Genomic DNA, 14,434 nt, shown 5'->3' with positions numbered 1-14,434 from the left:
CCTTCTTCATTGGAATGGCATGGACGCCTTAGCTAAGGACATCAGTCATGATGACCCTGCGTCAGATCCGTCACTTCATTGCGGTGGCGGAAACCGGCTCGATCTCGGCCGCCGCCCAGGCGGTGTACATCTCCCAGTCCACGCTGACCCAGGCGATCCAGCAACTGGAAGAAGAGATCGGCGTCGCCCTGTTCAACCGCCACGCCAAAGGCATGAGCCTGACCCACCAGGGCCATCAGTTCCTGCGCCAGGCCCACCTGATCCTCGCCACCGTCGACAACGCCAAGCGCAGCCTGCAGCAGAGCACCGATCAGGTGGCCGGGCACCTCACCATCGGCGTGACCAGCCTGGTAGCTGGTTACTACCTGGCCGACCTGATCACCCGCTTCCAGCGCGCCTATCCCAACGTGCAGACCCGCGTGGTCGAGGATGAGCGCAGCTATATCGAGCACTTGCTGGTTTCCGGCGAGATCGACGTCGGCGTACTGATCCTGTCCAACCTGGAAGACCGCCACGCCCTGCAGACCGAGGTGCTGACCCACTCGCCGCACCGGCTCTGGCTGCCGCCGCAGCATCCGCTGCTGGAGCGCGACAGCATCAGCCTGGCCGATGTGGCCAGCCAGCCGCTGATTCAGCTGAACGCCGACGAAATGGGCCTGCACACCCAGCGCATCTGGTCGCGCGCCGGCCTCATCCCACAGGTAAGCCTGCGCACGGCTTCAGTGGAAGCCGTGCGTAGCCTGGTGGCGGCCGGCCTTGGCCTGTCGATCCAGCCGGACATGACCTACCGGCCCTGGTCGCTGGAAGGCGACATCATCGAGGCCCGCCCACTGGCCGACCTCAGCGCCACCCTGGATGTCGGTCTGGCCTGGCGCCGTGGCGCCGCTCGGCCGGCGCTGGTCGATCCGTTCCTGTCGATCGCCCGCGAACAGCCGCATTCGCGCAAGGTATCGATTTAACCGAACGCTGCTTTCATAAATTAGAAATTGTCGCGCGCCATCTCGGACTCTAGTCTCAGGATCGTCTGATCTCAGAGCCATCTGAAACGGCGCGCTGGCCAGGAGCCAGAGCATGTCCCAGGACACCAACGTCAATAAAAGAACCAAGAAGATGACGAACGCCACCGCCCCCATGCTCCATTCGGCATTGCTGATCGACGGCCAACTGGTCGCCGGCCAGGGCGCGCGTGAAACCATCCTCAACCCGGCCACCGGGGAAACCCTGTGTGAAATCGCCGAGGCGTCGCTGGAGCAGCTGGAGCAGGCCATCGCCGCGGCACGCAGCGCTTTTGCCGGCTGGTCGCGTACCACCCCGGCACAACGCTCGCTGATCCTGCTGCAGATTGCCGATGCCATCGAGCAACGCAGCGCCGAGCTGGCCATGCTGGAAGCGCTGAACTGCGGCAAGCCGCAACACCTGGCGCGCAATGACGATATTCCCGCTGCCGTCGACGTGTTCCGCTTCTTCGCCGGCGCCGTGCGCTGCCAGCAGGGCCAGCTGTCCGGCGAGTACCTGCCGGGCCATACCAGTCTGGTGCGTCGCGACCCGCTGGGCGTGGTGGCCTCCATCGCGCCGTGGAACTACCCGCTGATGATGGCGGCGTGGAAGATCGCTCCGGCCATCGCCGCCGGCAACACCCTGGTATTCAAGCCTTCCGAACACACCCCGCTGAGCATCCTGGCCCTGGCCCCGGCGCTCGCCGAGCTGCTGCCGCGCGGCGTGCTGAACATCATCTGTGGCGCCGGCGAGACGGTTGGCAGCCCGCTGGTCAGCCATCCGCAGGTACGCATGGTGTCGCTGACCGGCGACATCGTCACCGGGCAGAAGATCCTGCAGGCGGCGGCGCGCACCCTCAAACGCACCCACCTGGAGCTGGGAGGCAAGGCGCCGCTGATCGTCTGCAACGACGCCGACCTTGCCGCCGTGATCCAGGGCGTGCGCAGCTACGGCTACTACAACGCTGGCCAGGACTGCACCGCCGCCTGCCGTATCTACGCCCAGGCCGGTATCCACGACCGCCTGGTGGCCGAGCTGGGTGACGCCGTTGCCAGCCTGCGTTTTGCCCGCAAGAAGGACAGCGACAACGAGATCGGCCCGCTGATCAGCGCCCGCCAGCGCGACCGCGTGGCCAGCTTTGTCGAGCGCGCCCTGGGCCAGCCGCATATCGAACGGGTGACCGGCGCCGCCGTGCATTCCGGCCCTGGCTTTTATTACCAGCCGACCCTGCTGGCCGGCTGCCGGCAGAACGACGAGATCGTCCAGCGCGAAGTGTTCGGCCCGGTGGTCTCGGTGACCCGTTTCGACGACCTGAGTCAGGCGGTGGACTGGGCCAACGACAGCGAATACGGACTGGCCAGCTCCGTGTGGACGCAGAACCTGGACAAGGCCATGCAGATCGCCAATCGCCTGCAGTACGGCTGCACCTGGATCAATACCCATTTCACCCTGGTCAGCGAAATGCCCCACGGCGGCCTCAAGCGCTCCGGTTACGGCAAGGACCTGTCCAGCGACTCCCTGCAGGACTACAGCGTGGTGCGCCACATCATGGCCCGCCATGGCACGGAGCTGAGCTAAACCCATAACAACAACACCCGAGCCACCGCTGGTGGCGCCAGGCTCAACTAGTCTGAACTGCCAGCAAGACATGTACTGCCCTGACCACAACGATGCCAAGAAGAGGGAATACCGATGTCCAAGCGCACCACCGCGCTGCTTAGCGCACTGACCACCGCCATCCTCGCCAGTACCGCTGCGCAGGCCGCCGAACCACTCAAGGCCCTCGGCCAGAACGAAGGCCAGTTGGATATCATCGCCTGGCCGGGCTACATCGAGCGCGGCGAGACCGACAAGAACTACGACTGGGTCACCGAGTTCGAGAAGCAGACCAGCTGCAAGGTCAACGTCAAGACCGCCGCCACCTCCGACGAGATGGTCAGCCTGATGGCCAAGGGTGGTTACGACCTGGTCACCGCTTCCGGCGACGCCTCCCTGCGCCTGATCTACGGCAAGCGCGTCCAGCCGATCAATATCGACCTGATTCCGAACTGGAAGAATGTCGATCCGCGTCTGCAGAACGCCCCCTGGCATGTGGTCAACAAGCAGCACTTCGGCACTCCCTACCAGTGGGGCCCGAACGTCCTGATGTACAACACCAACGTGTTCAAGGAAGCCCCGACCAGCTGGAAAGTGGTGTTCGAGGAGCAGACCCTGGCCGACGGCAAGAGCAACAAGGGCCGCGTGCAGGCCTATGACGGCCCGATCTACATCGCCGACGCCGCGCTGTACCTCAAGGCCACCCAGCCGGCCCTGGGCATCACCGATCCCTACCTGCTCAATGAAGAACAGTACGCCGCCGCCCTTGAGCTGCTGCGCGCGCAGAACAAGCTGGCCCACCGCTACTGGCACGACGTGACCGTGCAGATGAACGACTTCAAAAACGAAGGCGTGGTCGCTTCCAGCGCCTGGAAATATCAGGTCAATGCCCTGCAGGCCGAAAAGCAGCCGATTGGCTCCACCGTGCCGAGCGAAGGCGCTACAGGCTGGGCCGACACCACCATGCTGCACGCCGAGGCCAAGCACCCCAACTGCGCCTATGCCTGGATGAACTGGTCGCTTGAGCCCAAGCTGCAGGGTGACCTGGCGGCCTGGTTCGGCTCCAACCCGGCCGTGCCGGCGGCGTGCAAGGGCAATGCCCTGCTCACCGACGAAGGCTGCAAGACCAACGGTTTCGACAACTTCGAGCAGGTGGCCTTCTGGAAGACCCCGCAGGCCGAGGGTGGCAAGTACGTGCCCTATAGCCGCTGGACTCAAGATTACATCGCCATCATGGGCGGCCGCTGATCTTCGTCGGCGAGCGGCTGCGCCGGCCTGATCCGCAGGCAGGCAGTGCTCGGAATCCTCACGTACTTCAGTACGCTGCGGTTCCTGTGCGCTGGCTGCCCACGGCTGAGGCCGCCTCGCTTCGCTGGCCAATCGAAGCTCAAGTTCTGAGTGTTTGTCGATAGCGATTCCGATTGATCGTTTTACCTGAATACATCCCCTGCGCCCGGCGCGGCTCGTGTCGGCAAACCTTGTCGCCCCGGGCGCAGCGGATGGCTTTTATCCTCCTGGAGTTTTTATGACTGTTGCCGTGCAATTCACTGATGTTTCCCGCGTATTTGGCGAGGTCAAAGCCGTCGACCGGGTTTCGATCGATATCCAGGATGGCGAATTCTTCTCCATGCTCGGCCCCTCCGGTTCGGGCAAAACCACCTGCCTGCGCCTGATCGCCGGCTTCGAACAGCCCAATGCCGGCTCCATCCGCATTCATGGCGTCGAGGCCGTGGGCCTGGCGCCCTACCAGCGCGACGTCAACACGGTGTTCCAGGACTACGCGCTGTTCCCGCACATGAACGTGCTGGACAACGTCGCCTATGGCCTCAAGGTCAAGGGCGTCGGCAAGAGCGAGCGCCTGGCCCGTGCCGAGGAAGCCCTGGCCATGGTTGCCCTGGCCGGCTTCGGTGGGCGCAAGCCGGCGGCCATGTCCGGCGGCCAGCGTCAGCGCGTGGCCCTGGCCCGGGCACTGGTCAACCGTCCGCGTGTGCTGCTGCTCGATGAGCCGCTCGGCGCGCTGGACCTCAAACTGCGCGAGCAGATGCAGAGCGAGCTGAAAAAGCTGCAGCGCCAGCTGGGCATCACCTTCATTTTCGTGACCCACGACCAGAGCGAAGCGCTGTCGATGTCCGACCGCGTCGCCGTGTTCAACAAGGGCCGCATCGAGCAGGTCGATACCCCGCGCAACCTGTACATGCAGCCGGCCACGCCCTTCGTCGCCGAGTTCGTCGGCACCAGCAACGTGCTGCGCGACGGTCTGGCCTTGCAGCTGAGTGGCAGCGACAACCCGTTCTCAATCCGTCCTGAGCACACCCGTCTGGCGGGCAGCGAACCGCTGGGCAGCGATGAAGTGGAAATCAGCGGCCTGCTGCACGACATCCAGTACCAGGGCGCCTCGACCCGTTACGAGATCCGCCTGGCCAACGGCCAGAACTTCTGCGTGAGCCAGGCCAACAATCAGTGGCAGCTGGGTGATGCGCCCGTGCAGCCCGGCCAGCAGGTCACGGCGCGCTGGGCCCGTGCGGCCATGGTCAGCCTGCGTCGGGAGGTCTGAAATGAGCCATAGCCTCACCGCTGCCAGCCGCCTGCCCGCCGAGGGCTGGCTGCGCCGCGCCGCCACCCTGCTCTACCGCAAGCCCAACCTGTACCTGTCGCTGCTGCTGGTGCCGCCGCTGCTGTGGTTCGGCGCCATCTACCTGGGGTCTCTGCTGACCCTGTTGTGGCAGGGTTTCTACACCTTCGACGACTTCACCATGACGGTGTCGCCGGAGCTGACCCTGGCCAACTTTGCCGCACTGTTCCAACCGGCCAACTTCGACATCATCCTGCGCACCGTGGGCATGGCGGTGGCCGTGTCCATCGCCAGTGGCATCCTGGCCTTTCCCATCGCCTACTACATGGCGCGCTATACCACGGGCAAGACCAAGGCATTCTTCTACATCGCGGTGATGATGCCGATGTGGGCCAGCTACATCGTCAAGGCCTATGCCTGGACCCTGCTGCTGGCCAAGGGTGGCGTGGCCATGTGGTTCGTCCAGGTACTGCACCTGCAGCCGCTGCTGGAGTTCCTCCTGGGTGTTCCCGGCGTAGGTGGCAACACCCTGTCCACCTCGCACCTGGGCCGCTTCCTGTTGTTCATCTACATCTGGCTGCCGTTCATGATCCTGCCGATCCAGGCCTCGCTGGAGCGCCTGCCGCCGTCACTGCTGCAGGCCTCGGCCGACCTCGGCGCCCACCCGGCGCAGACCTTCTGGCAGGTGATTCTGCCGCTGTCGATCCCGGGCATTGCCGCCGGTTCGATCTTCACCTTTAGCCTGACCCTGGGCGACTTCATCGTGCCGCAACTGATCGGTCCGCCCGGTTACTTCATCGGCAGCATGGTCTACGCCCAGCAGGGTGCGATCGGCAACATGCCTATGGCCGCCGCCTTCACTCTGGTGCCGATCGTGCTGATCGCCGTCTACCTGTCCATTGTCAAACGTCTGGGGGCCTTCGATGCACTCTGAAAAAGCGTCCTGGGGCCTCAAACTCGCCGCCTGGGGCGGGTTGGTGTTCCTGCACTTCCCGATTGCCATCATTTTCCTCTACGCCTTCAACACCGAAAGCTCGGGCTTCAGCTTTCCGCCACAGGGCTTCACCCTGAAGTGGTTCGGCGTCACCTTCGCCCGTGCCGACGTCCTGGAAGCGATCAAGCTGTCGCTGGAAGTGGCCGCCATCGCCACCCTGATCGCCATGCTGCTGGGTACCCTGGCGGCTGCGGCGCTGTACCGCCGCCATTTCTTCGGCAAAGAGAGCATCTCGATGATGCTGATCCTGCCGATTGCCCTGCCCGGCATCATCACCGGTATCGCCCTACTCTCGGCGTTCAAGACGCTGGGTATCGAACCAGGCCTGCTGACCATCATCATCGGTCATGCCACCTTCTGCGTGGTGATCGTCTACAACAACGTCATCGCCCGCTTCCGCCGCACCAGTCACAGCCTGATCGAGGCCTCGATGGACCTGGGCGCCGACGGCTGGCAGACCTTCCGCTACATCATCCTGCCCAACCTGTCCTCGGCCTTGCTGGCCGGCGGCATGCTGGCATTTGCCCTGTCGTTCGACGAGATCATCGTCACCACCTTCACCGCCGGCCACGAGAAGACCCTGCCGATCTGGCTGCTCAATCAACTGGCTCGTCCGCGCGACGTACCGGTCACCAACGTGGTGGCCATGCTGGTGATGCTGGTGACCATGCTGCCAATCCTCGGCGCCTACTACCTGACCAAGGACAGCGAAGGCGTGGCCGGCAGCGGCAAGTAAATCCTCACCCCCGGCCCTCTCCCAGTGGAGAGGGGCGAACCCAATACAAAGCGAGGCTTATGCGATGCAAACCCAACTGTTGATCAACGGCCAGCTGGTAGCGGGCCAAGGCGCCAAGCAAGCAGTGCTCAACCCCTCGCTGGGCAGCACGCTGGTGGAGATTGCCGAAGCCACCACCGAGCAGGTCGATGCCGCCGTGCGCGCCGCCGATGCCGCCTTCGCCGACTGGTCGCAGACCTCGCCCGCGCAGCGTTCGGCGCTGCTGCTGCAGGTGGCCGACATCATCGACGCCAACGCCGAACCCCTCGCGCGCCTGGAATCGCAGAACTGCGGCAAGCCCTATGCCGCCGCCCTTGGCGACGAGCTTCCGGCCGTGGCCGACGTGTTCCGCTTCTTCGCCGGCGCCGTGCGCTGCATGCCGGGTTCCGCCGCCGGCGAGTACCTGCCGGGGCACACCTCGATGATCCGCCGCGACCCCGTGGGCGTGGTTGCCTCCATCGCGCCGTGGAACTACCCGCTGATGATGGCCGCCTGGAAGCTTGGCCCGGCGCTGGCGGCCGGCAACACCGTGGTCCTCAAGCCGTCTGAGCAGACCCCGCTGACCGCACTGAAGCTGGCCGAACTGATCGCCCCGATTTTCCCGGCCGGTGTGATCAACGTCGTATTTGGCCGCGGCCCGAGCGTTGGCCAGCCGCTGATCAGCCACCCGAAAGTGCGCATGGTGTCGCTGACCGGCTCGATCCCCACCGGCGTCAACATCGTTTCCAGCGGCGCGGCCACCATGAAGCGCACCCACATGGAGCTGGGCGGCAAGGCACCGGTCATTCTGTTCGACGACGCAGACATCGACGCCGCTGTCGAAGGCATCCGCGCCTTCGGCTTCTACAACGCGGGCCAGGACTGCACCGCCGCCTGCCGCATCTATGCGCAAAAAGGCATCTACGACGAGTTCGTGCGCAAACTGGGCGAGGCGGTCAGCACCATCAAGACCGGCCTGCAGGACGACGAAAGCACCGAACTCGGCCCGCTGATCACCGCCGCCCACCGCGACCGCGTGCTGGGCTTCATCGAGCGCGCCAAGGCCGTACCACACATTCAGGTCATCACCGGTGGCAAAGCCGTCGAAGGGCCGGGCTTCTTCATCGAACCCACCGTGCTGGCCGGCGCCCACCAGGACGACGAGATCGTCCAGCGTGAGGTATTCGGCCCGGTGGTGTCGGTCACCGCTTTTGACGACGAAGCCCAGGCTCTGGCGTACGCCAATGACTCGGACTACGGCCTGGCCAGCTCTGTGTGGACCGCCGACGTCGGTCGCGCGCATCGGATGTCCGCCCGCCTGCAGTACGGCTGCACCTGGGTCAACACCCACTTCATGCTGGTCAGCGAAATGCCCCACGGCGGCATGAAGCTGTCGGGCTATGGCAAGGACATGTCCATGTATGGGCTGGAGGACTACACCACCATTCGCCACGTCATGATCAAGCACTGATCTGGGCTACTGCGCTCGGCCGGGCGTTGTTGGCCGGGACCTCGAAATGCTGATGTACTTCAGTACATTCCGCTTTCTCGGCCCTGGCCGCCCAGCCCAACCGTCGCTCGTCACGCCCAGGCTGACTCGTTACTTCATCCCCCACCGCAGGAGCTTCACAACAATGAAAACCATGCTTCGCAGTTTCAGCTTTGTCGTGCTCTGTGCCGCCGCCAGCCTGGTTCAGGCCGCCGACGACGCCAAGGCGATCATCGACGGCTACATGGCCGCGTGGAATGCCCACGACGCCACCAAGGCCGGTGAGTTTCTGGCCGAGGATGCCGAGTATTACGACGTCACCGTCGGCACCGCGCAGAAAGGCCGCGCCGCCGCCCGCGACAACGTGATCAAGGTATTCGTCACCGCCATTCCCGACCTCAAGTGGGAAATGACCGGCGCGCCCATCGTCAGCGCCGACGGCATCGCCTTCCAGTGGGTGTTCAGCGGCACCAACACCGGCGCCTGGAGCGCCGAAACCCCGGCCACTGGCAAGCCGGTGAAGTTCGAGGGCGTGTCCTTCGTGCGCATCAAGGACGGCAAGATCGCCTACCAGGGCGACTACTACGATGCCCTGGGCTTCAACAAGCAGCTGGGCTGGTAAGCCCGGCGGAAAACAAAAAGACCGGCCTAGGCCGGTCTTTTTCATTGTGGCCACTATCAGGCCAGGCCCAGTTCTCGGCGAACCTGGGTTTCCAGCTCGACCTTGAGGCCCGGATCGAGCTTGAGCTGACGCGACAGCTCATCCAGGTAGGCACGTTCCAGGAAGTGCTCCTCGTCGACCATCAGGACACTGGCGATATACATCTCCGCCGCCATTTCCGGCGTGCTGGCGGCTCGCGCCACGGCGGCCGGGTCCAGCGGCTGGTTGATCTCGTTGTGCAGCCACTGCTGCAGCTCAGCCTGATCGGCCGGAAGCTTGTTCAACTGCTCGCCGAGCAACTGGCGCTCGCGCTCATCGACATGACCATCGGCCTTGGCCGCGGCCACCATGGCGCGCAGGATCGCCTGGCTGTGCAGTTCCACCTGGGGCGCCGGTAGGCGATCGAGGGTCTGCGGTTCGGCAGCCGGAGCGGTGCCCGAGGCCTGGTTGCTCTGCCAGTTGCTGTAGGCCTTGTAGGCGATCACCCCGAGCGCGGCCAGGCCGCCATAGGTGATGGCCTTGCTGCCCAGTTTGCGCGCGCTCTTGTTGCTCACCAGCAGCGCGGCCAGGGCTCCGCCGCCGGCACCACTGAGAAAACCGCCGAGGCTGGCGCCCGAGCCGCCCGCGCCCTTGAGCAGGCCGCCCAGACTGTCGGTGAGACTACCGCCCTGCCCTGATGACTTCTGCTTGAGCAGGTCCTGGCCGGATTTGAACAACTGGTCGAGCAATGCCTGGGTATTCATCGAAACTCCTCGGTGATCCTTGATCCATACCGGCATCCTAGGTCAGCGTCGAAGCCGGCGAAAACCGTGAAATTGCTGCGGTGTGTGTCAGCCGTTGGCCAGCGCCAGCCAGTGCCGGTAGAAACCCTCCGCGACCTGATTGAGCGCGGCGATCTTGCGCGGCAGTTCGCTGATGCTCACCGCCCGCTCCTCCTGGCTGTCCTGGCCATCGTCGAGCAAGTGGCCGGCGGTTTCGAGCCAGTGATGGATCAACGCTTCCGTCATTTCCGGGTGCCCCTGCAGGCCAAGCACCTTGTGCCCCCAGCTGAAAGCCTGGTTGTCGCACCAGGGGCTGGACAGCAGACGTGTGGCGCCCTCGGGAATGGCGAAGCTGTCGCTGTGCCACTGGTAGATGGGGAACTCGTCCCCAACATGCTCCAGCCACGGGCTGTCGGTGAGCTTGCGCATCGGCTGCCAGCCCGCCTCGGTATAGGGCAGACGACGGACCTCGGCACCCAGCGCGCGGGCCAGCAGCTGGCCGCCCAGGCAGTGGCCGATCAGCGGAATGTCGCGGTTGATGAGGTAGCGCAGCGCGGCAATTTCTTCGTCGAGCCAGGGCAGCGGGTCGTTGACGCTCATGCCGCCGCCCATGACGGCCACGGCCTTGGGCTGGTCAAGATCGACCTCCGCCATTTGACCCAGATCGCAGCGAACCTCGCGCCAGGCTTCGCCACGGGCACTCAGAAAGGTGCCGAGGTGGGCCGGCGGGCAGTAATCGACGTGGGTGAAAATCAGGATATCGGACATGGGTACCTCCGCTGCAGAGTCTGCGCGAAAGTGCCCCAGGGGTCGAGCACTGCGGTGCTGTGCCAGAGGCACAGCACCGCAGCTGTTTTTAACATCACGATGGCAACGCAGGTCGTTTTTCAACGGCCTGCTAACGAGGGGCGCTGATCTCCTGGGTTACCCCCCAGCCATCCAGCACCCCGCCAAGGGGCACCACAACGGCTTCCAGGTCATGCTCGAAATCATCGATTCCGGCATGGGTGGCATACATCACCTTGCTGACTTGCAGGTGCCAGTCTCCTTCGCCGCGGCGAATGATCTGGGCATTGAGCGACTCCCCGCGAAACTGCCGGGCCGCCTGGCGGGCCAGCTCTTCATCCGAAAAAATGGCGTAGAACTCGATCGGATGAAACCGGGCGAAGTCAAAGCCCCCTTCCTTCATGCGGCGCAATACAGAGCTGCTGACATCTTCGTGTGAGGCTGAGCTCATGGAACGACCTCCTCGCTTGCGATAGATGAACGGGCGAAAATTGCGTGCAGCGCCAAACCGGCACGAGCTGTGCCGAAATCATCACGGAGGATCGACGCCGCCAGCCAAGAACAGCCAGCGAAAGCGTCACTTTGAGCTTAGCGCTGCCAGCCCGGCAGCGCTGCAGGAATCGTAACGGACTGCGACAAACGGCTCAGGGACGGTTGATCAGCGCCATCATCCAGCGTGTCAGCGGTGCCGGAGTGATCTGCCCAAGCCAGTAAAGCAGGCTGAACTGCAGGCTGATCGGCCGGTGCACAGCCGCACCCTGGGACTGCTGCCAGACCGCCTCGGCGATGTCCTCGGCGGCCAGGTTGACGCCAAGACGACGCAGCGCCGGCGGCTCGAAGGTCTGACTGCTGACCATGGGGGTGCGCACGAAGGGTGGCATCAGGTCACCGACACGGATGCCGTGGCGCTCCCACTCCAGATCCAGAGCCTCGGTCAATCCGCGCACGGCGAACTTGGAGGCCGAGTAGCTGGCCATGTCCGGCGTGCCGTACAGCCCGGAAGCCGAGCCCATGTTGATCACCTGGGCATTGGCAGTGGCCTTGAGGTAACCGAAGGCCAGGTACGTCAGCTGCAGCAGACCCAGCACATTGATGTTGAGGATACGCATATGCTCGTCCAGGCTGATCTCCTCGAACTTGCCGAAGCGCAGCACGCCGGCGCAGTTGAACAGCAGACGCAGCTGGCCCTGGTGCTTGCCACAGAAATCCGCCAGCGCCTCGTTGACCGCCGCCCGGTCGGTCACGTCCAGTGCCACGAACCAGGCGTTGCCCAGCTCGGCGGACAGTCGCGCCAGCGCCTCGGCATTGACATCGAGCAGGCCGACCTTCCAGCCACGTTGATGAAACAGCCGCGCGGTGGCGGCGCCGATGCCGGACGCGGCACCGCTGATCAGAATATTGTCCATGTCACGCTCCCTGTGCCTTGAGGAATTTCACCACCGACTGCATGGCCCGATCGGCCGCACGCAGCATGCCCACATGGGCCTGGAACACATGCCAGAGTCCAGCATAGCGTTCCAGCGTGACGGTCACGCCTGCCGCACGGGCTTTATCCGCCAGACGCAGGCTGTCGTTGCGCAGTACCTCGTCCTCGCCCACCTGGATGATCAGCGGCGGCAGGCCACTGAGGTCGGCATTGATCGGCGACACCAGCGGCTGCGCCCGGTCGATGCCGGCCGGGCAGTAGAGTTCGACGGCCTGCTCGATCCACTTGCGGTGGATCAGCGGATCGCCAGCCGGCGGTGTGTGCATCTGCTCGCCGGTGAAATCGACAACCGGCGAATAACACACCAGCCCGGCCGGGGCCGGCAGGCCCAACTCACGCAGGCGCAGGGCGGTGACAAGGGTCAGGTTGCCGCCGGCCGAGTCGCCGCCAACGAAGATGCGCTTGTAGCCGCGCGCCAGCAGTTCACGGTAGGCCGCCACGGCATCCTCCAGCGGCGCCGGGAAGGCATGCTCGGGCGCCAGCCGGTAATCCAGGGCACACACTGCGAGGCCGGCGCGCCGCGCCAGAGCGCCGCAGATACCGCGATGGGTCGAAGGCGCACCGATCAGGTAGGCGCCACCATGCAGGTACAGCAGCACGGCACCACCGGATAAGGCCGGGCGGTGCCACTCACAGGGGCGACCACCAATCTGCTCGGCGGTGCGGGTGATGCCCTTGTTCGGCACTGGTGCGGCCGTCAGCAAACGAATCACCAGGCGTTGGCCGGCCACCGGCATCGGCGGGCGCACCAGTCCACGAAACAGCAGGGTCAGCGCCCCGCGCAGGATGGCCCGCAACACGGGCTGCTCCTGTGGCGCCGCAATCAGCTCGGAAGCAGCGGTTTCAGCGGGTAAGGACATAGTCGGACAGCTCCGGAGCGCGGGTCAGGTAACGGTAGGTGAAGGTAAAGCCAGGCCAGTTGACGGTGTTCTTGCCCGCGGCATTGAGGTACCAGCTGGTACAGCCCTGGGCCCAGATGGTGTGTTCCTCGGCGGCCTGCAACGCTTGGTTGTAGCGAGTCTGTACCGGCGCCTTGACGTCCAGATAGCGCAAGCCCTGCTCATCGAGCACCCGCAGGCACGCCAGCACATAGCGGAACTGGCTCTCCAGCATGTAGATGATCGAGTTGTGCCCGAGATTGGTGTTCGGCCCGTAGAGGATGAACAGATTGGGAAAGCCGCTGACACTGATCCCCTTGTACGCCTCGGCACCGGTTCGCCAGGCAGCATTCAGTTCAGTGCCGCCCAGCCCCCTGATCTGCATCGGCGCAAGGAAATCGGTGGCGGCAAAGCCGGTGCCATAGATCAGCACATCCGCCTCGTGCAGCCGGCCATCGGCGGTACGCACCCCGTTGGCCTCAATCGCGGTGATGGGCGTGCCGACGATATCCACATAGGCCTGGTTCAGTGCCGGGAAGTAATCGTTGCTGATGAGGATGCGCTTGCAGCCCAGCGGGTAATCCGGCTGCAGCTGTGCGCGCTTGTCCGGGTCAGTGACGCCACGGCGCAGGTGGCGCTGGAAACTGCCACGAAAGAGCTGCAGCAACGCCGGCACCCGGGTAAAGGCCACTGCACGCGCTTCGTGCTGCAGGTACAGGCGCCAGCGGTCCAGGCGTTGCAAAAACGGCAGACGACGAAACAGCGCCAGCTCCCAGGCCCGGTAGGGCCGGTCGGGCTTGGGTATCACATAGGCAGCGCTGCGCTGGAACAGGCTCAACTGACTGGCCAGCGGCTGAATCTGCGGCACGAACTGGATGGCCGAAGCCCCGGTGCCGATGACCGCAATGCGCTTGCCCTTGAGTTCAACGTCATGTCGCCAGTGCGCGGAGTGAAACGCCGGGCCGGCGAACTGCTCCAGCCCGTCAATGCGCGGATAGGCCGGACGGCTGAGCTGGCCGCAGGCCGTCACCAGGCTGCGCGCGTGCAAGGTCTGGCCACAGCGGGTGTGCACCTGCCACAGGCCTTTTGCCTCGTCGAACTCGGCATGGCTGACTTCGGTATTGCAGCGGATACGCTTGGCCAGACCGTACTTGTCGACGCAGTGGCGGATATAGCCGTGGATTTCCACCTGCGGCGCGTACTTGCGCGACCAGTCGGCCTTGGGTTCGAAGGAATAGGAATACAGGTGCGAAGGCACATCGCAGGCCGCGCCCGGATAATGGTTGTCGCGCCAGGTGCCACCGACCTCGGCGGCCTTTTCCAGAATCAGGAAGTCGTCCTGTCCGGCCTTTTGCAGCTGGATCGCCAGACCGATGCCGCCAAAGCCGGCGCCGATGATCAGCACACGCAAGGGTGCCGTCGTGGAGCTGTCGTTATGCATTGTTGTTCTCATCATGACAG

14 protein-coding genes are annotated in these 14,434 nt (G+C 64.5%); 8 read left to right on the top strand and 6 right to left on the bottom strand.

Features of this window, described 5'->3' with window-relative positions:
• Window positions 1-47 precede the first annotated feature (47 nt).
• From HNP49_RS15775 to HNP49_RS15740, 8 genes are all read left to right on the top strand, one after another.
• Window positions 48-959: a LysR family transcriptional regulator gene (locus HNP49_RS15775; protein ID WP_184684843.1), complete on the top strand. Its 912-nt coding sequence runs from the start codon at window positions 48-50 to the stop codon at window positions 957-959.
• Window positions 960-1,071: 112 nt separating this feature from the next.
• The gene (locus tag HNP49_RS15770) at window positions 1,072-2,574 is read left to right on the top strand and encodes a gamma-aminobutyraldehyde dehydrogenase (RefSeq protein WP_260407218.1); all 1,503 of its coding nucleotides are present in this window, start codon (window positions 1,072-1,074) and stop codon (window positions 2,572-2,574) included.
• Between the two features lie 114 nt (window positions 2,575-2,688).
• Window positions 2,689-3,840: a putative ABC transporter substrate-binding protein YdcS gene (gene ydcS / locus HNP49_RS15765; RefSeq protein WP_184684842.1), complete on the top strand. Its 1,152-nt coding sequence runs from the start codon at window positions 2,689-2,691 to the stop codon at window positions 3,838-3,840.
• Between the two features lie 277 nt (window positions 3,841-4,117).
• The gene (locus HNP49_RS15760) at window positions 4,118-5,146 is read left to right on the top strand and encodes an ABC transporter ATP-binding protein (RefSeq protein ID WP_184684841.1); all 1,029 of its coding nucleotides are present in this window, start codon (window positions 4,118-4,120) and stop codon (window positions 5,144-5,146) included.
• A gap of 1 nt (window position 5,147) precedes the next feature.
• On the top strand, window positions 5,148-6,098 hold the full coding sequence (locus tag HNP49_RS15755; RefSeq protein WP_184684840.1) for an ABC transporter permease: 951 nt from the start codon (window positions 5,148-5,150) through the stop codon (window positions 6,096-6,098).
• The gene (locus tag HNP49_RS15750; RefSeq protein ID WP_184684838.1) at window positions 6,088-6,894 is read left to right on the top strand and encodes an ABC transporter permease; all 807 of its coding nucleotides are present in this window, start codon (window positions 6,088-6,090) and stop codon (window positions 6,892-6,894) included. The genes HNP49_RS15755 and HNP49_RS15750 overlap by 11 nt, the downstream gene beginning before the upstream one ends.
• A 64-nt stretch (window positions 6,895-6,958) precedes the next feature.
• Window positions 6,959-8,383, top strand: coding sequence for a gamma-aminobutyraldehyde dehydrogenase (locus tag HNP49_RS15745; protein ID WP_184684837.1), 1,425 nt, complete (start codon window positions 6,959-6,961; stop codon window positions 8,381-8,383).
• 163 nt (window positions 8,384-8,546) lie between these two features.
• The gene (locus HNP49_RS15740; RefSeq protein ID WP_184684836.1) at window positions 8,547-9,023 is read left to right on the top strand and encodes an ester cyclase; all 477 of its coding nucleotides are present in this window, start codon (window positions 8,547-8,549) and stop codon (window positions 9,021-9,023) included.
• A 56-nt stretch (window positions 9,024-9,079) separates the two neighbouring features.
• Here HNP49_RS15740 and HNP49_RS15735 read toward each other — a convergent pair whose 3' ends face one another.
• The 6 genes from HNP49_RS15735 to HNP49_RS15710 form a co-directional block, all read right to left on the bottom strand.
• The gene (locus HNP49_RS15735) at window positions 9,080-9,805 is read right to left on the bottom strand and encodes a tellurite resistance TerB family protein (RefSeq protein WP_184684835.1); all 726 of its coding nucleotides are present in this window, start codon (window positions 9,803-9,805) and stop codon (window positions 9,080-9,082) included.
• A gap of 87 nt (window positions 9,806-9,892) precedes the next feature.
• The gene (locus HNP49_RS15730; protein ID WP_184684834.1) at window positions 9,893-10,591 is read right to left on the bottom strand and encodes a type 1 glutamine amidotransferase; all 699 of its coding nucleotides are present in this window, start codon (window positions 10,589-10,591) and stop codon (window positions 9,893-9,895) included.
• Window positions 10,592-10,721: 130 nt separating this feature from the next.
• Window positions 10,722-11,060 carry a ribonuclease E inhibitor RraB gene (locus HNP49_RS15725; protein WP_184684833.1) on the bottom strand — a complete coding sequence of 113 codons (339 nt, stop codon included), beginning with the start codon at window positions 11,058-11,060 and terminating at the stop codon, window positions 10,722-10,724.
• Between the two features lie 193 nt (window positions 11,061-11,253).
• Window positions 11,254-12,015 carry an SDR family oxidoreductase gene (locus HNP49_RS15720; protein ID WP_184684832.1) on the bottom strand — a complete coding sequence of 254 codons (762 nt, stop codon included), beginning with the start codon at window positions 12,013-12,015 and terminating at the stop codon, window positions 11,254-11,256.
• Between the two features lies 1 nt (window position 12,016).
• Window positions 12,017-12,955, bottom strand: coding sequence for an alpha/beta hydrolase (locus tag HNP49_RS15715; protein ID WP_184684830.1), 939 nt, complete (start codon window positions 12,953-12,955; stop codon window positions 12,017-12,019).
• Window positions 12,939-14,414 carry an NAD(P)/FAD-dependent oxidoreductase gene (locus tag HNP49_RS15710; RefSeq protein ID WP_184684828.1) on the bottom strand — a complete coding sequence of 492 codons (1,476 nt, stop codon included), beginning with the start codon at window positions 14,412-14,414 and terminating at the stop codon, window positions 12,939-12,941. Before HNP49_RS15710 ends, HNP49_RS15715 begins: the two co-directional genes overlap by 17 nt.
• Between the last annotated feature and the right edge of the window lie 20 nt (window positions 14,415-14,434).

The organism is Pseudomonas fluvialis (assembly GCF_014207935.1).
Classification (GTDB): Bacteria; Pseudomonadota; Gammaproteobacteria; order Pseudomonadales; family Pseudomonadaceae; genus Aquipseudomonas; species Aquipseudomonas fluvialis_A.
The sequence above is the reverse complement of the archived record's forward strand: the minus strand, read 5'-3'. Positions and strand labels throughout refer to the sequence as shown.